This window comes from Agrobacterium sp. SORGH_AS_0440, assembly GCF_031453135.1.
GTDB classification, from domain to species: domain Bacteria; phylum Pseudomonadota; class Alphaproteobacteria; order Rhizobiales; family Rhizobiaceae; genus Agrobacterium; species Agrobacterium pusense.
The window spans coordinates 2,101,409-2,119,683 of sequence record NZ_JAVIYR010000002.1 but is presented as its reverse complement, the minus strand read 5'-3'; the positions used below and the strand labels follow the sequence as shown (position 1 = coordinate 2,119,683).

Annotated in this window: 18 protein-coding genes and 1 pseudogene; 11 read left to right on the top strand and 8 right to left on the bottom strand. The window is 59.8% G+C overall.

Annotated features, from left to right (window positions below):
* Positions 1 to 98 precede the first annotated feature (98 nt).
* Positions 99 to 689, bottom strand: coding sequence for a HupE/UreJ family protein (locus QE453_RS19680; protein ID WP_004443023.1), 591 nt, complete (start codon positions 687 to 689; stop codon positions 99 to 101).
* Between the two features lie 234 nt (positions 690 to 923).
* Here QE453_RS19680 and QE453_RS19675 point away from each other — a divergent pair, with 234 nt between their 5' ends.
* A complete protein-coding gene (locus QE453_RS19675) occupies positions 924 to 1,505 on the top strand; it encodes an ATP-dependent Clp protease proteolytic subunit (RefSeq protein ID WP_003523060.1) in 582 nt (193 codons plus the stop codon).
* 71 nt (positions 1,506 to 1,576) lie between these two features.
* Here QE453_RS19675 and QE453_RS19670 read toward each other — a convergent pair whose 3' ends face one another.
* Positions 1,577 to 1,819 carry a pentapeptide MXKDX repeat protein gene (locus QE453_RS19670; protein ID WP_142184971.1) on the bottom strand — a complete coding sequence of 81 codons (243 nt, stop codon included), beginning with the start codon at positions 1,817 to 1,819 and terminating at the stop codon, positions 1,577 to 1,579.
* A gap of 182 nt (positions 1,820 to 2,001) precedes the next feature.
* Between QE453_RS19670 and QE453_RS19665 the strand changes: the two genes are divergently transcribed.
* Both QE453_RS19665 and QE453_RS19660 read left to right on the top strand, forming a co-directional pair.
* Positions 2,002 to 2,547 (top strand): sigma-70 family RNA polymerase sigma factor, encoded by a 546-nt coding sequence (locus QE453_RS19665; protein ID WP_048902735.1) that lies wholly within the window; start codon positions 2,002 to 2,004, stop codon positions 2,545 to 2,547.
* Positions 2,544 to 3,188: an NrsF family protein gene (locus QE453_RS19660; RefSeq protein WP_035209199.1), complete on the top strand. Its 645-nt coding sequence runs from the start codon at positions 2,544 to 2,546 to the stop codon at positions 3,186 to 3,188. The genes QE453_RS19665 and QE453_RS19660 overlap by 4 nt, the downstream gene beginning before the upstream one ends.
* A 79-nt stretch (positions 3,189 to 3,267) precedes the next feature.
* Here the strand turns inward: QE453_RS19660 and QE453_RS19655 are convergent, their stop codons facing one another.
* Complete coding sequence (locus QE453_RS19655) at positions 3,268 to 4,350, bottom strand: esterase-like activity of phytase family protein (RefSeq protein WP_035209200.1); 1,083 nt, start codon at positions 4,348 to 4,350, stop codon at positions 3,268 to 3,270.
* 274 nt (positions 4,351 to 4,624) lie between these two features.
* On the opposite strand from QE453_RS19655, the gene QE453_RS19650 reads away from it, so the two are divergent.
* The 4 genes and pseudogenes from QE453_RS19650 (at position 4,625) to leuA (ending at position 8,361) form a co-directional block, all read left to right on the top strand.
* Complete coding sequence (locus QE453_RS19650) at positions 4,625 to 5,803, top strand: benzoate/H(+) symporter BenE family transporter (RefSeq protein WP_142184967.1); 1,179 nt, start codon at positions 4,625 to 4,627, stop codon at positions 5,801 to 5,803.
* Between the two features lie 36 nt (positions 5,804 to 5,839).
* Positions 5,840 to 6,130, top strand: coding sequence for a BrnT family toxin (locus QE453_RS19645; protein ID WP_309777764.1), 291 nt, complete (start codon positions 5,840 to 5,842; stop codon positions 6,128 to 6,130).
* A complete protein-coding gene (gene brnA / locus QE453_RS19640) occupies positions 6,090 to 6,332 on the top strand; it encodes a type II toxin-antitoxin system BrnA family antitoxin (protein WP_004443014.1) in 243 nt (80 codons plus the stop codon). Before QE453_RS19645 ends, brnA begins: the two co-directional genes overlap by 41 nt.
* A 318-nt stretch (positions 6,333 to 6,650) precedes the next feature.
* Positions 6,651 to 8,361: pseudogene (leuA, locus tag QE453_RS19635) on the top strand (2-isopropylmalate synthase).
* 198 nt (positions 8,362 to 8,559) lie between these two features.
* Here leuA and QE453_RS19630 read toward each other — a convergent pair.
* The gene (locus QE453_RS19630) at positions 8,560 to 9,525 is read right to left on the bottom strand and encodes a metallophosphoesterase (protein ID WP_004443010.1); all 966 of its coding nucleotides are present in this window, start codon (positions 9,523 to 9,525) and stop codon (positions 8,560 to 8,562) included.
* Between the two features lie 65 nt (positions 9,526 to 9,590).
* On the opposite strand from QE453_RS19630, the gene QE453_RS19625 reads away from it, so the two are divergent.
* Positions 9,591 to 10,082, top strand: coding sequence for an NUDIX domain-containing protein (locus QE453_RS19625; RefSeq protein ID WP_006699445.1), 492 nt, complete (start codon positions 9,591 to 9,593; stop codon positions 10,080 to 10,082).
* A gap of 15 nt (positions 10,083 to 10,097) precedes the next feature.
* On the opposite strand, the gene QE453_RS19620 is transcribed toward QE453_RS19625, so the two are convergent.
* Positions 10,098 to 11,090, bottom strand: coding sequence for a glutathione S-transferase family protein (locus tag QE453_RS19620; RefSeq protein WP_309777761.1), 993 nt, complete (start codon positions 11,088 to 11,090; stop codon positions 10,098 to 10,100).
* A gap of 295 nt (positions 11,091 to 11,385) precedes the next feature.
* On the opposite strand from QE453_RS19620, the gene QE453_RS19615 reads away from it, so the two are divergent.
* Both QE453_RS19615 and QE453_RS19610 read left to right on the top strand, forming a co-directional pair.
* Positions 11,386 to 11,955 carry a GNAT family N-acetyltransferase gene (locus QE453_RS19615; protein WP_107339111.1) on the top strand — a complete coding sequence of 190 codons (570 nt, stop codon included), beginning with the start codon at positions 11,386 to 11,388 and terminating at the stop codon, positions 11,953 to 11,955.
* A 336-nt stretch (positions 11,956 to 12,291) separates the two neighbouring features.
* Positions 12,292 to 13,605, top strand: a complete 1,314-nt coding sequence (locus tag QE453_RS19610) for an MFS transporter (protein ID WP_309761071.1) — start codon at positions 12,292 to 12,294, stop codon at positions 13,603 to 13,605.
* A gap of 56 nt (positions 13,606 to 13,661) precedes the next feature.
* Here the strand turns inward: QE453_RS19610 and QE453_RS19605 are convergent, their stop codons facing one another.
* Positions 13,662 to 14,627: an MBL fold metallo-hydrolase gene (locus QE453_RS19605; RefSeq protein WP_309777758.1), complete on the bottom strand. Its 966-nt coding sequence runs from the start codon at positions 14,625 to 14,627 to the stop codon at positions 13,662 to 13,664.
* An 86-nt stretch (positions 14,628 to 14,713) separates the two neighbouring features.
* Between QE453_RS19605 and QE453_RS19600 the strand changes: the two genes are divergently transcribed.
* Positions 14,714 to 15,667, top strand: coding sequence for a LysR substrate-binding domain-containing protein (locus QE453_RS19600; protein WP_022556707.1), 954 nt, complete (start codon positions 14,714 to 14,716; stop codon positions 15,665 to 15,667).
* 19 nt (positions 15,668 to 15,686) lie between these two features.
* On the opposite strand, the gene QE453_RS19595 is transcribed toward QE453_RS19600, so the two are convergent.
* Both QE453_RS19595 and QE453_RS19590 read right to left on the bottom strand, forming a co-directional pair.
* Complete coding sequence (locus tag QE453_RS19595) at positions 15,687 to 16,100, bottom strand: GNAT family N-acetyltransferase (RefSeq protein WP_004442995.1); 414 nt, start codon at positions 16,098 to 16,100, stop codon at positions 15,687 to 15,689.
* Between the two features lie 89 nt (positions 16,101 to 16,189).
* On the bottom strand, positions 16,190 to 18,274 hold the full coding sequence (locus tag QE453_RS19590) for a hypothetical protein (protein WP_309777756.1): 2,085 nt from the start codon (positions 18,272 to 18,274) through the stop codon (positions 16,190 to 16,192).
* Position 18,275: the final 1 nt, after the last annotated feature.

Below are 18,275 nucleotides of genomic sequence, written 5' to 3'. Positions count from 1 at the left end.
GCTGCCTCCTTACCGTGAAGCGAAATTCTACGATAAGGAGGTAGGCCACAATTTTGGCTTTTCAAAGCGGTCCGAATTTTAAATTTCGGTAATGATCCTCAGCCGCCGAAAGCGAGCGAGAGGCCCGCAATCGCCGTGAGCGCGCCAACCGTGCGGCTGGCGACCGAGCCGAAGCGGGCGATGCCGAGACCGAGGGCGATGCCGGCAAGGTGCAGGATGGCGGTGGCGATCATGAAGCCGATGCCGAATTGCAGCGCGCCCGCGCTGCCGAGTTCGCCGCCATGCGCATGGCCGTGGAAAAGCGCGAAAGCGCCGACAACGGCCGCGGCTGCTGCGGTGGGAAGCTTTGCCGCCATGGCGACCAGAAGGCCAAGGCCGATGACGGAGGCGAGAATGGCGGGTTCGACGAAGGGAAGGTCGATGCCGTAAACCGCCATCAGGAAGCCCACAGCCATGGTGCCGACGAAGGCGGCGGGCACGATCCACAGCGCCCTTCGATCACTTTGCGCGACAGCAATCTGGGAGGCCCAGATGCCGACCGCCACCATCGCCAGAATATGATCCGCACCGAAGAAGGGGTGAGAGACACCGGCCATGAAGGAGCCGTGTTCTTCCGGGTTCAAATGCGCGAAAGCGGGCAGGGTGGTAAGGCCGAGCGCGGCGGCTGCAAGGCTTAGTCTTTTCAGCATGGTTCCCTCTTAAGATTATCGCCGCCCACCTGCTGTCTTGGGGTTCGCGCAGCGTGCGGCACTGCAATGAGACGCTGACGATATCGCGAAGACGAACGAGCTGTCCATGCGTCATCTGCCGGGGGTGCTGTTTATTGTTCGGGCGCGAACCTTGTCTTTTTTGCTCATTGCCTTACGTAACAAGTCGCACTATGTCCGAAGGGCATGCACGAATTTTGCTGGAGAGAGCCGTTGATGAACGAAGACGAAGACGACAAGAGCAAGGAACTGCCGATCGGCAAGGAAACGGAAGCGAATCTTTTCAAGTCGCGTTCGATCTTCATCTATGGTGGCATCACGCAGGAACTGGCGCAGAAGGTCTGCACGCAGCTCGTGGCCCTTGCCGCCGCCAGCGACGACGACATCCGCGTTTACGTCAATTCTCCGGGCGGTCATGTCGAATCGGGTGATTCCATCCACGACATGATCAAGTTCATCAAGCCGAAGGTTTACATCATCGGCACGGGCTGGGTCGCCTCCGCCGGCGCGCTGATCTATGTTTCGGTGCCGAAAGAACGTCGCCTTTGCCTGCCGAACACCCGCTTCCTGCTGCACCAACCCTCCGGCGGTACGCGCGGCATGGCGTCCGACATCGAAATCCAGGCTCGCGAAATCATCAAGATGAACCAGCGCCTGATCAAGATCTTCTCCAAGGCCACCGGCCAGAGCGAAGAAAAGATCGCCAAGGATATCGATCGCGATTACTGGCTCGGCGCGGAAGAGGCCAAGGACTATGGCCTCGTCGGCAAGATCGTCGAAAGCCAGTCGGAACTCTGAGTTCCGGATTTTCAGTCGAGAAAGCCCGTGTCGGTGAAAACCGATGCGGGCTTTTTCCTTTCGGGCCGTTGTTATTTCATCATATCGCAGGCCTTCATCATGTCGGCTTTCTTCATCTTGTCCATTTCCATACCGGCCTTGTGCATGCAGGCCTTCTTGCCGGTCACGGACATGCCATCTTTTTTCATCGTCTCCATTTTCATCGCGTCGGGCTTCGTGGGGTCGGTCTTCATGCCGTCGGCATGGGCGATGCCCGTGAGGGAAACAGTAGAGAGCAGGGAGGCGGCGGCAAAGGCGGTGAAAATGCGGGTCATGAAGGGTCTCCTCTGGACGTTATTGAATGTCCGCCGGCATCATGTCGGGGATCACGATTGTCCATTCGGGAGAAATGGGCGGTCGTTACAGCTTCACACGTTTGTGACAAGATCTTCGGGCGAGATTTTTCAAACCACCGTGTAACAATATGCTGCCGACCGCGAATAACCCGATAGTGACAATGACAGGCAGCCTTTCAGAAGACACTTTAAAGACGCTGATGCTGCGTTCCCTCGACGGGGACGAAGGCGCCTACAGGCATTTGCTTCATGCCCTGCGCCGGCTGCTGACTGCTTACTACGGTCGGCGCATGGACGCCGCTTCAAGGGGAGAAGTGGAAGATCTTGTGCAGGAAACGCTATTGTCGCTGCATGCGAAGCGGGCGACCTATGATCGCTCAAGACCGTTCACGGCCTGGTTTTTTTCGATAGCGCGCTACAAGCTCATCGATCACTATCGCAGGGGCGCGCGCATGCGGGGGGAGGTGGAGCTGGATGAGACCCTGGAGGCGGATTGGTCTGTCGACGCCGTCACCGCGCGGATGGATGTCGAACGGCTGCTCGAGGATTTGCCGGAGCGGCAACGCGAGCTCATTCGCAGTGTGAAGCTTGAAGGGAAGTCCATCGCCGAAGCGGCAAAAAAAACCGGCCAGACCGAGCTTGCGGCACGAGTCGGCATTCACAGGACATTAAAAACCCTGGCGGCGAAGTTGCGAGGCGACACGTGAAGAAGACGGAAGATATTATCGAGCGACTGGCAGCAGATCTCAGGCCCGTTCCGGCTTTTGCGCTCGAGCGTCGGCTGGCCTTTGCAGCCCTGCCGGCGCTTGGCGTTTCACTTCTGCTGATGTTCATCATTTTGGGACCGCGCGGCGATATGCGGGATGCGGTGAGCGAGCCAGCTTTCTGGGTGAAGTCTTTCTACAATGCCCTGCTGGCGATGGTCGCTTTTTTCGCGGTCAGGCGTCTTGCCCGGCCGGAGGGAGAAAGAAGCTGCCTGTTTGTCGGGATCGCGGTGATCGTTTCGGCAATGGCGGTGATGGCCTTCGTACAGCTGGGATTTGCCCTGCCTGAAGCCTACCGCAGGCTCATCCTGGGTTCTTCAGCCCTGCATTGCCCGCTCTTGATCGTCGCCTTTTCTGTTCCGGTGTTTTTTGCGAATTTTGCCGCTCTCAAACGATCTGCTCCTGCCGATCCCGCCCTGGCAGGTTTTGCTGTGGGACTTGCGGCCGGAGCGGCCGGAGCCTGGGTCTATTCCTGGTTCTGCAGCGAAAACGGCCTGGCCTTCGTGCTGATCTGGTATTCGCTGGGTATTCTCCTCACCGGTCTGATCGGGGCCTTCGCCGGTTCACGTCTTCTCCGCTGGTGAAGGCAGGTTTCCTGTTGTGTCGTGTCCGCTCATGCCGGCGCTGTGGGCTGTCAGGGGCCGGCACGATCCTTATCGTGTGTTACTGACCGAGGTTTGCCGGCACTGCGAAGGCTGCAAACTGGGTGAACTGCTTGCCCGGGTTGAAATTATCGTCCGAGGCGATGACAAAGAGCTGTTTGCCATCCACGACCGGTCCAAAAGCAAGGCTTTCGATATTGTCTATGTCGAGGCCGAAGTCGCCTTCCTTGATTTCGAACCATGCCGATTTGGAAACGGCGGCCACGGATGCCGGATCGATCCTGTCCTTGCCGAGAATATTCTCGGCGCGGGAGAGGTCGACGACGAAGAAGCGGATATGGTTGCCGACCCCGGAGGCGAAATTGCGCTCGACGGCGACGAGGCGGCCGTCCGGCAGGGCCGCAAGAGCGGAGAGGCCATTGTCATTGTATTTCGGCTCGGCGGCTGTCGGTGTGTTGGAGATCGCCTCCGTCACATAGATATGTTCAGCGACCGGCTTCAGGGTCGCGGTATCGATGACGAGAATACGGGCCGGGCTGCCCGCCTGCGGCGTCGCCTTCGGGCCATCCTGAATGAGCGCATTTTCGGTGGCGGCGATCAGTCTGCCAGGTGTCAATGTCAGTCCTTCGAAGCCGAGATTGTTTTGCACGCCCCTGGTCTTCGCGTCATCGATGAGATAGGCGTCGGGCAGCGCCAGCCGTTTGACATCGCTTCCATCGAGGTTTGACACATAAATCGCCGGCTGGTTTTTCAGGTCGCGTTCCGAAGACCAATAGAGCTTGCCGCCCTTGGGGTCGAGTGTGATGCCTTCCGCGTCGATGCCTTTGGGAGCGAAGGCCGCGCCGGTCTCATCCTTCAATTCATGCATGGCGGCGATATTGAGGGTGGCGACGCCTTCCGACACCGCCAGTTCCAGCTCGTAATAACGGGCCGGGCCCTTTTCCACGCGGTCGTCGGAAATTGCGAGATAACGCCCGGTTTCGCTGTCGAAAGCGAGATCGGAGATCCCGCCGAAGGTGACGCCATCGATGGAGAGGCCAGAGGGAACGACGATCTGGCCCAGAAAGGCCGGCTGCGGCAGGGTCTGGGCAGCCGCCGGAAGGGCTGCAAAACCCAGGGCTGCAATGGTGACGATACGAAACATGAAGCTCCCTCCTGTGGCGGATGATCCGTTGCGATGCAGGGAGGATTAGCGTGCTGCCGCTAAACTTTGATGACGTTTTCCATGCCGGCGTACCCGAAGTCCGGCGGTTCATCTTGCCAAGCCCCGTCTTTTTTGATCCTGAATATAGCCATGCTTCATCCAGAGCGTGCTGCTATCTTCAGATTCGCGCTTCACGCTTCAAATTTGTTCGTGTCCGTCGCCAGTGCAGATCGCTGCGGTTTCTTGCGACGGGCAGCAGGCCGCAGAGTGCTTCATGCTGAGAGATTTTTCCGTCCAGAGCCTGTTTATGGGCTGCCTCACCGCCTTTGTCGGTTTCGCCAGTTCCTTTGCCGTCGTGCTGCAGGGCCTCAAAGCCGTGGGCGCGACCGATTTCGAGGCCGCGTCGGGACTGATGGCACTTTCGGTGGCGATGGGGCTTTGCGCCATCGTTCTTTCCGTCGCCACCCGGCTGCCGGTCAGCATTGCATGGTCGACGCCGGGCGCCGCACTTCTGGCCACGACGGGCGTGATCGACGGCGGTTTTCCTGCGGCTGTCGGCGGCTTCATTGTCTGCGCCGTCCTGATCATCGTTGCCGGCCTGTTCAAGCCGCTCGGACGGGCGGTTGCCTCCATTCCGGCGCCACTCGCCAATGCCATGCTGTCGGGTGTCATCATCGGCCTGTGTTTCGCCCCGATCAAGGCGATCGGCTTCAACCCGGCGCTTGGCCTGCCGATCATTCTGGCGTGGATTGTCGTGGGGGCTTTCAGGCGGCTGTTTGCAGTACCTGCGGCCCTTGCCGCCTTCGTGCTGGTGATGATTTTCGGCGTCGATATTCCGGCGGGTGCGTTCGATAGCGTCGCGCAATCGCTGACGCCGCCGATGGAATGGGTAACGCCCGTCTTCAGCCTGCATGCCGTCGTCTCCATCGCGCTGCCGCTCTTCATTGTCACCATGGCCTCGCAGAATATTCCCGGCATTGCGGTGCTGAAGGTCAATCACTACGACCCGCAGCCCGGCCCGCTTTTCGCCGCGACCGGCTTTTTCTCGCTGCTTTCCGCGCCCTTTGGCGGCCATGCGGTCAATCTTGCGGCAATAACGGCGGCGATGTGCGCGGGCGAGGATGCCCATCCTGATCCAAAGCGGCGCTATTGGGCGGCGATCATCGGCGGTGTCGGCTATATTATTTTCGGTCTGCTAGCCGGCGTGGTCACGGCCTTCGTGGCGCTTGCGCCGCCCATCCTCATTCAGGCGGTGGCGGGGCTGGCGCTGGTCGGCGCCTTTTCCGGCTCAGCGGTCGCCGCGTTCAAGGACCCCGAAACCCGCGAGGCTGCGGCCATCACTTTCCTCATCACGGCCTCCGGCCTCTCCTTCGGCGGCGTTTCCGGTGCTTTCTGGGGCTTGATCGGCGGCGGGTTGATGATGGCGTTGCAACGGTTGGTAAGGCGTGGTTAGATAGTGGAAATGGTATAGTTTTTATATTATATTCTCATGGAATTCGAATTTGATCCCGCCAAGAGCGCTGGCAATAATGACAAGCACGGGATTGATTTTGTCGATGCTCAGGCGTTGTGGCACGACAAATTCGGTTTGACCGTTACCGCGCTGGGCGTCGGTGAAGAGCGGTTTGCGCTCATCGCTCTTCTCGGCAGCAAATTATGGCTCGCAGTGCATACGCTGCGGGATGGGCGTATTCGAATCATTTCCGTTCGGCGCGCCCGTGAGTTAGAGAGGCATCATTATGAAGACAATAAGCGCAGAAGAATTCGACAGAATGGCTGATGATGGCGAGGACATCGGTGAGTATCTCGACTGGACAACGGCGCGGCATCTGAATATCGAGCCCAAACGTGTCAACATCGATTTTCCGACGTGGGTCGTCAACGACCTGGACAATGAGGCTCGGAGACTTGGGGTGACCCGGCAGTCGCTTGTCAAATTGTGGATCGCGGAAAGGCTTGAGATCGGCCGACACGCAAAATAGGCCTGCACCGCACAAGATCACTTGTCAGACCGCCAGCCGCTGTTTATACACATCGCCATGAGCAACAGCATCGCAACCATTTCCGGCATGAGCGCGCAGATTTCTGCGAAGGCCTCGCCGTGCGGTGCACTCTCGCTTCTTAGCCTCGACCTTACACGCGGTTGCCGGGTCCAGTGAGGAGCGCCCGGCGGCCGAAAGCCCGCTGGTGCAAACGCTCCTCATCTCGAAATCTCATTTTATACTGGATTTAGGCCCTCAAGGGCCGCGCATCCGCCGATGGCTTGAATAAGCCCGCGGATGGCGCAAGGAGGAAGCGACATGGACGCCAAGACCACCACTGTTTCCAAGGGCATGACCGACGCGAGCGTGAAGTATCGCCCTTATCCCACGATCAACATCCCCGACCGCACCTGGCCTTCCAAGACGATCACCAAGGCGCCGATCTGGTGTTCGGTGGACCTGCGCGACGGTAATCAGTCGCTGGTCAACCCAATGGGTCACGACCGCAAGGCCCGCATGTTCAAGCTGCTGCTCGAAATGGGTTTCAAGGAAATCGAGATCGGTTTCCCTTCCGCGTCGCAGACGGATTTCGATTTCGCCCGCTGGTGCGTGGAAGAGGGCAATGTGCCCGATGACGTCTCGTTGCAGGTTTTGGTGCAATGCCGCCCGGAACTGATCACCCGCACCTTCGAAGCGCTGGAAGGCGCTAACAAGCCGATCATCCATTTCTACAATTCGACATCGGAACTGCAGCGCCGCGTGGTGTTCGGCAAGGATGTGCACGGTATCAAGCAGATCGCCGTCGATGCGGCCAAGATGATCACCGACATGGCGGCCAAGGGCCGGCGGCGGCTACCGCTTCGAATATTCGCCTGAGAGCTTTACCGGCACAGAGCTGGAAGTGGCGCTGGAAATCTGCAACGCCGTCGTCGAGGTTGTGAAGCCGACGGCCGACAACAAGCTGATCTTGAACCTGCCATCGACGGTGGAAATGGCGACGCCGAACATCTATGCCGACCAGATCGAATGGATGTGCCGCAATGTCGACAATCGCGAAAACGTCATCATCTCGCTCCACCCGCATAATGACCGCGGCACGGGCATTGCGGCGACCGAGTTGGGCCTGATGGCGGGTGCGGACCGCGTTGAAGGCACCCTGTTCGGCAATGGTGAGCGCACCGGCAATGTCGATGTCGTGACGCTGGCGCTGAACATGTATACGCAGGGTGTGGACCCTGAGCTGGACTGCCGCGATATCGAGCGCATCAAGGCGGTCTATGAATATTCCAACGAGATGACGATCCCCGAGCGCCACCCTTACGTGGGCGAACTGGTCTACACGGCGTTTTCCGGCTCGCATCAGGACGCCATCAACAAGGGCATGAAGGCGATCAAGGTCGCCAATCATCCCGTCTGGGAAGTGCCCTATCTGCCGATCGATCCAAAGGATGTGGGACGCTCATACGAGGCGATCATCCGCATCAACTCGCAATCCGGCAAGGGTGGCATCGCCTATATCCTCCAGCAGGATTACGGCATCAACCTGCCGCGCAATTTGCAGGTGGAGTTCCGCGAGGATATCCAGCGCATCACCGATGAAGAGGGTGTCGAGCTGCCGGCCAAGCGCATCTATGAGCGCTTTATCGAGCGCTACGTGACGCAGCCGAATGCGCGCCTCAAATTCGTCGATCACCACACCTATCCGGCCGGCGATTTCAAGGGCGTGCGCATCGTTGCCGCCGAGATCACCGACAATGGTGAGGTGAAGCGCATTGAAGGCAAGGGGACCGGTCCGATCGACGGGTTCATCAATGCGCTGTCGGTTTATCTCGGCATTGATCTCTCGGTGAACGATTATTCCGAGCACTCGCTGCAGCACGGCTCGAATGCCTCGGCCATCGCTTATGTCGAGATGGAACATCCGGGCGGCAAGCTGTTCGGAGCAGGGGTGAATACGAATATCGTGGCGGCTTCGCTGGAAGCGATCGTTTCTGCGGCCAACCGGGTGCTGGAAGAGCGGGCGAAGTAAGGCTGGCGTTGAGGGTGGGGCAAAGCCCCCCCCTCTGTCCTGCCGGACATCTCCCCCCAAGGGGGGAGATCGACTCCCGGACAGGTCTCGCCCATCTCAACGTTTGTGAATGAAATGGCGGTAGCGCTTTCCGCTGATCTCCCCCTTGAGGGGGAGATGCCCGGCAGGGCAGAGGGGGTAAGCCGCACGCGCTAAGGTTTACTCCTCCGGGCTCTGCTCCGCAGGCCGCGAAAACCCCAGCGGCCGCCCGTTTTCATAAAATACCCTGATATCCTCAAGCGCGACACCCGTTGCCGTCTCATTGAGGCTGTGCCGTTCGCAGGTCACGTTCCAGGTGCCGGGACCGCCGGAGATGTTGAAGAGATTATAGGCCGCGCGCGGTTTTTCTCCACCGGGCCCCTGGCTGGCAGAGGCGATGCCGACCACGGGAATGTGGTCTTCACCATGGTGCGTGTTCAGCCAATAGACTGTGTTCAAATGTGTATGGCCATGCAGCACGAGCTCCGCACCGCCGACGCCTAGCGCCGCGGCGAAACGGCGTATGCCGATCATGCGCTTGTGCGTTGGGGCGGCGCCACGGATCGGCGGGTGGTGAATCATCACGACGCGGAACAGCCCCTGTTCCCCGGCTTTTTTCAACAGTTCCGCGGTGGCGCGCGCCTGCCGGTTGCCGAAATAGCCGGTGGCCGAGAAAGGTGGCGTCGCAATCGAGGTGGAGCAGCCGATCAGCGCGATGGGGCCGCGCACGCGCATATAGGGGAATATCTTGCGGTCGTCGTCCCACTCGGCAGGGTCGCCATCGCCACGAACATAGGGGTACCAGGCCTGCATGGCCTTGTCATGCGCGCCGGACACATAGGCGTCGTGATTGCCGGGAACGACGGAGGTCTTTTCGGGGTCACCCACCTCTTCCAGCCAGTCGGCGGCGGCGCGAATTTCAATGCCGGTCGCAAGATTGACGAGATCGCCGGTGATAGCCAGATGATCCGGTGATTTTGTCTCCAGATCGTCCAGCAGCTTTTCCAGCGTATCGGTGAAGAGATGCTTGCGGCGGTTGCGATGCCAGTTGACGAAACCGGTGATACGCTTGGATGCAAGTTCGCGAAAAGTGAGTTTTGGAAGTGGCCCCAAATGGACGTCTGAAATATGCGCAAGTTTGAACATGGCGGCAGAGATAACCTATGATATGCCGCACGTCCAACAAAAGCCGGCAGGCGGGGAGAAACAGGGTGAATGACGAGACAACCGGGCGGCAGGCCCGTCCGTTCCATATGCGCGTCTTCATTCGTTTGCTGCATTTCGTTTTTCTGTTCACGCGCGGCGCAACTCTTGGCGTGCGTGCCGCCTGCTATGATGGAACCGGCAGGATTTTCCTCGTCCGCCACACCTATCTGCCGGGCTGGTATCTGCCGGGTGGAGGGGTGGAGCGGGGTGAAACCCTGCTCGCGGCGCTTCACAAGGAAATTCGGGAGGAAGGCAATCTCGAAGCCACGTCAAAGCCTGAGCTTTTCCATGTTTATCTCAATCTGGAAGGCAGCAATCGCGACCATGTCGCGCTTTATCGGCTTGAGGTTACCCAGACCAAGCCGAAAAAGCCGGATCATGAAATTGCCGAAAGCGGCTTTTTCGATCTTTCAAATTTGCCCGAAGGGGTGACGGGCGCAACCCGTCGCCGCCTTGCAGAACTTGCCGGCGAGGCGGCGCTCGCCGATCACTGGTAGCAGTGTCCACCCTCGTCAGGAAAGCGGGTCGCGGCCATGGGCCTTTGTCAGGTCCAGCTCGGGGCCGATGGGCACGATGCCTGTCGGATTGATGGTGCGGTGGCTGCGGTAATAATGTTCCTTGATATGGCGCATATCGACCGTGTCAGGCACGCCCGGCGTCTGGTAAAGATCGCGCAGGTAACCCGTGAGGTGCGGATAGTCGTGGATGCGGCGGATATTGCACTTGAAATGGCCGACATAGACGGGGTCGAACCGAACCAGTGTGGTGAACAGGCGCCAGTCCGCTTCCGTCTGCTCCGAACCTAACAGGAAACGGCGGTGCTTCAGCCGGTCTTCCAGCATGTCCAGCGTTTCGAAGACCTTGACCGCATTCTGCTGATAGGCATCCTGCGTTGTGGCAAAGCCAGCCTTGTAGACGCCATTATTGACGGTGTCGTAAATCACGTCGTTCAACGCGTCTATTTCGGCGCGCAACGTCTCGGGATAATAATCGGTCTGCGAGCCGGTGAGGTCGTTGAAGGCGGAGTTGAACATGCGGATGATTTCTGCCGATTCGTTGGAAACGATGGTGCCGCGCTTCTTGTCCCAGAGCACCGGCACGGTCACGCGGCCGGAATATTTGGGATCCGCTTTGGTGTAGACCTGCCAGAGCGAGGATGAACCGAAGAGGTGATCCTCGGTCGCACCTGGCGTCCGCTCACCTCCAGGCTTAAATTCCCAGCCGTTTTCCAGCATCAAAGGGTCGACAACCGAGACCGAAACAAGCTCTTCCAACTTTTTCAGCTTGCGAAAAATCAGGGTTCGGTGCGCCCAGGGGCAGGCGAAGGAGACATAGAGGTGGTAACGGTCCTTCTCCGCTGCGAAGCCGCCTTCTCCTGAAGGGCCGGGTGCGCCATCCGCCGTTATCCAGTTGCGAAATTGCGAGGCGCTGCGCTTGAAATGCCCCTTGGTTTCCTTGGTGTCGTACCAGACGTCTTTCCATACGCCTTCCACCAGCATGCCCATGACGATCTCCTTGATTGTTTCCTTGGTGGCAATCCTACCCGTTTCACTCGTTGTCGCGAACCCGCAAGGCATTGAACAATGCGTTTCCGTGCCGCAGAGCTGGAATGGGGCGGCGACGAGATTTGTTCTGGACGGGTCGTTATTTTCCTGATAATTGCGATTTTCACAAATCTGAGGAAATTTTTGATTATGATCGAACTACGGATGCTCCGACGACGCTGACGCTCCTGAACGCCCTAACCGGCGCAGCCGTCATCTATTGTCGCATCCGCATTCTGGAAGTTTCGGTCTCTTCATGTCCAAGCACGATCTTGTCTACCTCACCGAGGACGCGTCGCACGACGCCATCATCGAAGTCATCAACGAAGAAGCATTTGGCCCCGGCCGGCACACCCGTGCGGCAGCACGCATCCGCGAGCAGGGTCCGCATGACCGGTCGCTCTCCTTCGTCTGCGCCGATGATGGCGAGACGATTGCCTCGGTGCGCATGACGCCGGTTCTGGCAGGCAATGTGAAGGGTCATATGCTTGGCCCGCTTGCGGTTCGGCCCTCTCACAAGAACAAGGGCATCGGCCGGGAACTCGTCCGGATCGCCATTGCGGCGGCAAGGCGCAAGGGCTCCGAAGCCGTGATACTGATCGGCGATCCGCCCTATTACATGCCGCTCGGGTTCGAGAAGGTCGCTTATGCGGCGCTTGATTTTCCGGGGCCGGTTGATCCGAACCGGGTGCTGGTCGTGCCGCTTGGCAATGACGTGCACCAGCGGCTGAAGGGCAATATCGGCTGGCGCAAATGCGAGGCCGTGATGCCGGCCGCGACAGTGGAAGATGAGGGTTTCGAGGCGCCTCTTCGGGTTTACGGGTGACGGGATATCCGAAGAGCTTTTTGCTTCTTGGCGCAACATAAGCCCCGTCATTCCGGCCTTGAGCCGGAATGCAGCCAGGCCAAGTCTTTGGGCTGAAAAGGACTCTTCCCACGGCGCAGACGCGCCGTGACTGGATCCCGGCTCGAGGCCGGGATGACGGAAGGGGCGTTGCGCGCTATGGCAAACATCGAGACTGCCGTGCAGATCTTTTTTTCTGGTAAAATCTTCTTCCGGTAGCCTGTTTCGAAACAACGCGTCTCCCTCCACAGAATTCAATTCCGTTTCCTCCCCCCATACGATAGCAAGTGAAAGTCGGTTTTTGCGAAGGGACGAGGCATGACGGCAATCACCATGAATGATGCGCTGGAGCGCGCGGGCGCAGGCGCCTATCAGCGCAGGCTGATGGGCATATTCGGCCTCGTCTGGGCGGCGGATGCCATGCAGGTTCTGGCCGTCGGTTTCACTGCGGCCTCCATTGCCGCAACCTTTGGGCTGACGGTGCCGCAGGCGCTGCAGACCGGAACAGCGTTCTTTTTCGGGATGTTGCTGGGTGCTGCGGGTTTCGGACGGCTGGCGGACCGTTACGGCCGTCGCCGGGTGCTGATCGTCACGGTGGCCTGTGATGCCCTGTTCGGCGTGCTTTCGATATTCTCGCCGGATTTCACCATTCTGCTTGTCCTGCGCTTTCTCACCGGGGCCGCCGTGGGCGGCACGCTGCCGGTGGATTATGCGATGATGGCGGAATTCCTGCCCGCCAAGAATCGTGGGCGCTGGCTCGTCTTTCTGGAAGGTTTCTGGGCTGTCGGGACGCTGATCGTGGCGCTTGCAGCCTGGGGTGCCAGCCTTGCCGGTGTTGCCGATGCCTGGCGATATATCTTTGCCGTAACCGCGTTCCCGGCTGTCCTCGGCCTTGGCCTTCGCTTTCTCGTGCCGGAATCGCCGCTTTATCTCCTGCGCACGGGTCGGTCGGAGGAAGCAAAGGCCGTCGTCAACCGTATGCTGGTCACGAATGGCCGCGCCCCGCTCGATGCCGGGACAGGGCTTTTCCAGCCTGAAGTGTCCAAGGGGCAGGGGATATTTTCACCGGCGCTGCGCCAACGCAGCATCATGATCCTCTCAATCTGGTTTCTCGTTTCCGTTTCCTATTACGGCGTCTTCACCTGGATGCCGGCGAAGCTGGCGGGAGATGGCTTCGGTTTCGTACGCGGTTATGGTTTCCTTGTGCTGGTGGCGCTGGCACAGATCCCCGGCTACGCGCTCGCGGCCTATGGTGTCGAAAAGTGGGGTCGCAAGCCGACGCTGATCGGCTTCTGCCTGCTCTCCGCGCTCGGATGCCTGCTTTTCACGCTTGCTTCCGGCGGTGCGATGATTGCCGCCTCGCTTCTCATCATGAGCTTTGCGTTGCTCGGCACCTGGGGCGCTCTCTATGCATTCACGCCGGAACTTTACCCGACGGAATCACGGGCAACCGGCATGGGTGCCGCAGGGGCGATGGCGCGGCTTGGCGGCCTGCTGGCGCCATCACTCCTCGGTTATGCCATTGCGCAGGGTTTTGGTGTCGCGATCGGCATATTTGCCGGGCTGCTGGTACTGGCCGCCATTGCGGCGACGATGATCAATGCGGAAACGCGCCAGGTGGCGCTGACATAGGGTGTCAGTGCGGGACGATGGCCTGACCCTTGAGGATCAGGCCATTCTGTTCGGCTTTATAGCGTCGTGTAATTCACCGGCAGCCAATCATAATTGGTGCTGTCGGTGCGCACATGACCGATGCCGGGGAAGGCGATATGCGCGCCTGCCACCAGATATTTGCCTTCCACCGCCTGTTTAAATGCCAGATCACGCGTGGCGACGGCTGCCTTCTGATCGACGTCGAATGCGACGGCGACATCAGGTTCATCGAACTGGAGGATATCGCCATGGGTAATATCGCCCCAGAAGACGATTTTCTGGCCGTTGCTTTCGAGAACGATGCCGCTGTGGCCCGGCGTGTGGCCGGCGTAAAGGACTGAGCCGAGACCGGGAACCGGCGCGGCATTGTCGCCGAACGTCTCGAACTTGCCGGCATCGATATAGGGCTGGATGCTTTCTTTGGCTTCGGCATAGCCCTTCTTCAGCGCCTCCGGTGCTGCCTTGGCCTTTGCCTCGTCCAGCCAGAAAGTGGCTTCGCGCTTGTTCACGCGCAGGGTCGCATTGGCGAAGACGCGCTTGCCATCCGCGGAGAGACCGCCGGAATGATCTGTATGGATATGGGTGAGAACGACATCATCTATCTCATCCGCTTTGTAGCCGGAGGCTTCGATATTGGCGACGAGCCTGCCGAGGCTTGGGCCAAGATAGGAGCCGGTGCCGGCATCGATCAGCACCAGCCTGTCACCGGTGTTGACGAGAAACGCATTGACGGACGTAGGCGTCTCTTCCGGAAGGAACGCATCCTGAAGCGCCTTCGTCGCATGTTCCGATGTGGTGTTGGTGTAGATTTTGGCAAGCGGCAGCGCAATGACGCCGTCCGAAAGCGCAGTAACTTCCACCTTGCCGACCATCAGCCGGTAGAAGCCGGGCGCCTGCGTGGCGACAAGCGGTGCCTTGGCAAATGCGACGGTGGGCGCAACAAAGGGGGCGGCGATGAGGGCGCTGGCGGCGCCTTTGAGAAGTGAGCGACGTGATGGCATTGAAGGCTCCTGGGTTTAGGAATGTCTTGAAACTTTCCGATCTCCAGTTAAGTGTAGGCAGGTTAGCAATCAAATCGATGTGACTTATGCAAACTATCGATCATTTCAATCTCCGTTCCTTCGACCTCAATCTCCTCGTCGCTTTCGATGCGATGATGGAAGAGATGAACGTCACGCGCGCGGCACGGCGGCTGAAAATCCAGCAACCTGCCATGAGCCATAATATCTCCACCCTGCGCACACTGTTTCAGGATGAGCTGTTCATTCGCGTGGGGCAGGAAATGAAGCCGACGGCGCGGGCGCTCAATCTGGCGGGGCCGGTACGCCAGGCGCTGAGACAAGCGCAGGCGGCGGTGCTGACGGCTGATGTGTTCGATCCGGCGACCGAGCGGCGGACGTTCCGGCTCGGCATGTCCAGTGAGGTGGAGCTGCTGCTTTTGCCGGATCTGTCCGCGCGGCTGCGCGAGATCGCACCCGGTATCCGTATCCTTGCGCGCAACGGGCAACAGCAGGAAATCACCGCTATGCTGGATACGGGCGTGATCGACATGGCTGTCGGATGCACCTATTCGAAGGAACAGCGGCACCATTGCGAACCGCTTTATTCTTCCAGCGTGCTCTGCTGCTTCAACCCGGCTCTGCTCGATCTGCCCAATCCCGTTGGACTGGACGCCTATCTGTCGGCCAAGCACGCGGTCATATCACAGACCGACAGTCTGCATGGCTGTATTAAGGACGCGCTGGAACTGACCGGACTGGAAATCGACGTCGTCGCCGCTGCGCCGGATTTTCTTTCGGTGCTGGCAACGGCGCGCTCCTCAGCCGTGCTGGCGACCGTGTCTTCGCGCATTGCTCAGCGTTATGCGCCCATGCTGGGACTGGAAGTGAGCCCGGTGCCGGTGACGTTGAATTTCCCCCCTGTCGCCATGGTCTGGACATTGCAGACCGATGCGGATGCGGGAGCCGTGTGGCTGCGTCAACAGATTCGCGACACCATGGGACGCACGGTCGACAGCGAGGTGTCGGGCATCGCCGCCTGAAATTTGCGTGGCCGGCGCTCTAGAACCGTTTCTCCAGCCAGGTGATGGATTGGCCGCTGGAGAGTGGCCCAAGCGAGCCGATCTTGGTGAAACCGTACCGTTCGTAAGTCCTCAGCGCATCCGGGTTCATCGTGTCGATATAGGCGCCCATACAGCCGCGCTTTTTCGCCTCGTCTTCGGCCATGGCCAGAAGTTTCGCGGCCGTGCCTTGTCCGCGCATCGTCTCCGGCACGAAAAGAAGCTGCACATAAAGCCAGCCGCGGGCGGTGTGGCCCACCAGGCCGCCGGTGACCTCATTGTCGTCATTGCGGATGGTGATGATAATGTCGCGTTTGTCGCTTTCGCCGAAACGAGCAAGATTATAGGCCACCAGAGGATCGCGGATGGCTTTTTCGGCCTCTGGATCGGCGGCATCGCTTAAAACGAAATTCATATTCATCTTCCCCGGCCGCCGGGCGGTGGCCGTTTCCCGTTTACGTGCCGAGACGAGGGGAAGGCCCCACGATCTTTGCTGGAACGCCCTTACCGGCCTTCACGCCACCATAGAGCGGAGAAGGCAAGCAGCAACGCGCCTAGCCCGGCGAAACCTGCAAAGAGCGGCAGGGTGTTGACGCCTTTCAGCACCGTCTCGTCGGTCATGCGTATCAGCATGCGATCCTCATCGGCAACCCTGATATCGCCGCGGACCGGCAATATATCCGGCAGTGCGACCCGGTCGGAATTATCGGCGACACGGTGCACGCTGCCTTTGGTGGCATCTGCCAGCGGCTTCAGCGTTTCGGTCGTTGAAATCATCGCCTTGAATTCGGGTGCGTCCACTGCGCCAACATGGACGAGGGTGGTGAAATCGCCGTTCTTGATTTCGAACAGGCCGGTCTCATCCATGCGGCGTTCGATCCTGTAGAGACCGGGCTCGCTGCTGGTGAAAGCCATGTTTTCGGTTTTGCCGGAAGGGAAACGCACGCTGGCCTGACCGGGATCGTCACCGATGGTCTGACGGGTGATCTGCAGGGTGCGGCCGTTGGCGCGCGCCGTCAGCGCCTCTTCCTCAAGCTCGGGTTCTTTCATCAGCCAGTGGGCGATGCGGCGGTAAAGCGCCACATGCGGGCCGCCGCCTTCATAACCACGCGCCCAGAGCCAGCCCTGATCCGACAGCAGCATGGCGACACGGCCTTCACCCTGGCGGTTGAGCACCAGCAGCGGGTTCTGACCATCGCCCAGCATCACGGTCTGGCCCTGCGGCGGGTCGACGCTGATGGTGCGGAACCAGCGGCCCCATTGCGGCGGCTCATTGCCCGATCCCTCTAGCCCGCGGGTGACCGGGTGTTTCTTGCCCGCTTCCGAAAGACGCGGATAGAAGGCAGCCTGATGCACCTGCCCGGTCGGCTGCGCCGGCAGCACGGAGGCCAGAGGCGTCATGGCGATTGAATCCTGACCGGCATGTTCCGGCCCGGCGGCAATCAGCAGCGCGCCGCCTTTTTCGACATATTGGGCGATGTAATCGTAATAGAGGATCGGCAGCACGCCGCGATGCTGGTAGCGATCGAAGATGATGAGATCGAAATCATTGATCTTCTCGACGAACAGCTCCCGTGTGGGGAAGGCGATCAGCGAGAGTTCGTTGATCGGCGTGCCGTCCTGCTTTTCCGGAGGACGCAGAATGGTGAAATGCACCAGATCGACCGAGGCGTCGGATTTCAGGAGGTTGCGCCATGCCCGCTCGCCGGCGTGCGGTTCGCCGGAGACGAGCAGCACGCGCAGGTTCTGACGGATGCCTTCGATCAGATGAACGGCGCGGTTATTGGCAACAGTCACTTCGCCCGGGATTTCGGCGACGGAAAATTCCATGACATTGTTGCCGCCGCGTGGGACCTTGAAGCGGAACGGCGTCGGCTGACCGGGTGTCGCCTGTAGTGTGGCGATCTCTTCGCCATTCATCTTCACCGTCACCTCAGCCGCGCCACCGCCTGCCGGGCGTCCGTCATCGAAGACGCGCAGCGTCAGTTGCTGTTCCTCATTGACGATGCCGAAGCGCGGGGCGCGAACGATTTCGATACGGCGGTCGAACTCATCAGCCTTGCCCGTGATCAGGCCGTGCACGGGCGCGCGGAAGCCGAGCGCCTGCTCGGCGTTGGGCAGGGCATTGGGAATATCGTGAATCTGGCCATCGCTCAGGAAAATCGCGCCACCCACGCGGGAAGGCGAGACATCCGAAACGGCGGAGGACAAGGCCGAGAAAAGCTGGGTCGAGGGCGAATCGCTCTCGCCATTGTCGCGCACTTCAACGATGCGCGGCTCGATGCGCGGGAAGCGGGACAGCCGGTCTTTCAGCGCGTTAAGCGCCGTATCCGTCATCTGCGGCCGGTCCTGCACGTCCTGGCTCTGCGAGCGGTCCACGATAACGGGGACGATGGTGGAAAGCGGTTCGCGCTCCTCCTGCGTCAAAAGCGGATTAACGATGGCGGCAAGCAGGGCAGCGAGCGCCAGCCCGCGCAACCATGCGCCACGCACGCCGCGCCACAGGCCGATGAAGGAAAGGAGAAGTGCTGCGACGGCCAGAACGGCGATCACGATCCATGGCAGGAAGGGGGCGAAGGTCAATGTCATG

Bases quoted from the DNA above. Each gene is read 5' to 3' on its own strand.
- QE453_RS19620 (WP_309777761.1), bottom strand. From the start codon at position 11,090: ATGGGCATGCTGGTGGAAGGCGTATGGAAAGACGTCTGGTACGACACC.
- QE453_RS19650 (WP_142184967.1), top strand. From the start codon at position 4,625: ATGCTGAGAGATTTTTCCGTCCAGAGCCTGTTTATGGGCTGCCTCACC.
- QE453_RS19595 (WP_004442995.1), bottom strand. From the start codon at position 16,100: ATGAATTTCGTTTTAAGCGATGCCGCCGATCCAGAGGCCGAAAAAGCC.
- QE453_RS19590 (WP_309777756.1), bottom strand. From the start codon at position 18,274: ATGACATTGACCTTCGCCCCCTTCCTGCCATGGATCGTGATCGCCGTT.
- QE453_RS19610 (WP_309761071.1), top strand. From the start codon at position 12,292: ATGACGGCAATCACCATGAATGATGCGCTGGAGCGCGCGGGCGCAGGC.
- brnA (WP_004443014.1), top strand. From the start codon at position 6,090: ATGAAGACAATAAGCGCAGAAGAATTCGACAGAATGGCTGATGATGGC.
- QE453_RS19680 (WP_004443023.1), bottom strand. From the start codon at position 689: ATGCTGAAAAGACTAAGCCTTGCAGCCGCCGCGCTCGGCCTTACCACC.
- QE453_RS19645 (WP_309777764.1), top strand. From the start codon at position 5,840: ATGGAATTCGAATTTGATCCCGCCAAGAGCGCTGGCAATAATGACAAG.
- QE453_RS19630 (WP_004443010.1), bottom strand. From the start codon at position 9,525: ATGTTCAAACTTGCGCATATTTCAGACGTCCATTTGGGGCCACTTCCA.
- QE453_RS19600 (WP_022556707.1), top strand. From the start codon at position 14,714: ATGCAAACTATCGATCATTTCAATCTCCGTTCCTTCGACCTCAATCTC.
- QE453_RS19655 (WP_035209200.1), bottom strand. From the start codon at position 4,350: ATGTTTCGTATCGTCACCATTGCAGCCCTGGGTTTTGCAGCCCTTCCG.
- QE453_RS19665 (WP_048902735.1), top strand. From the start codon at position 2,002: ATGACAGGCAGCCTTTCAGAAGACACTTTAAAGACGCTGATGCTGCGT.
- QE453_RS19675 (WP_003523060.1), top strand. From the start codon at position 924: ATGAACGAAGACGAAGACGACAAGAGCAAGGAACTGCCGATCGGCAAG.
- QE453_RS19670 (WP_142184971.1), bottom strand. From the start codon at position 1,819: ATGACCCGCATTTTCACCGCCTTTGCCGCCGCCTCCCTGCTCTCTACT.
- QE453_RS19615 (WP_107339111.1), top strand. From the start codon at position 11,386: ATGTCCAAGCACGATCTTGTCTACCTCACCGAGGACGCGTCGCACGAC.
- QE453_RS19605 (WP_309777758.1), bottom strand. From the start codon at position 14,627: ATGCCATCACGTCGCTCACTTCTCAAAGGCGCCGCCAGCGCCCTCATC.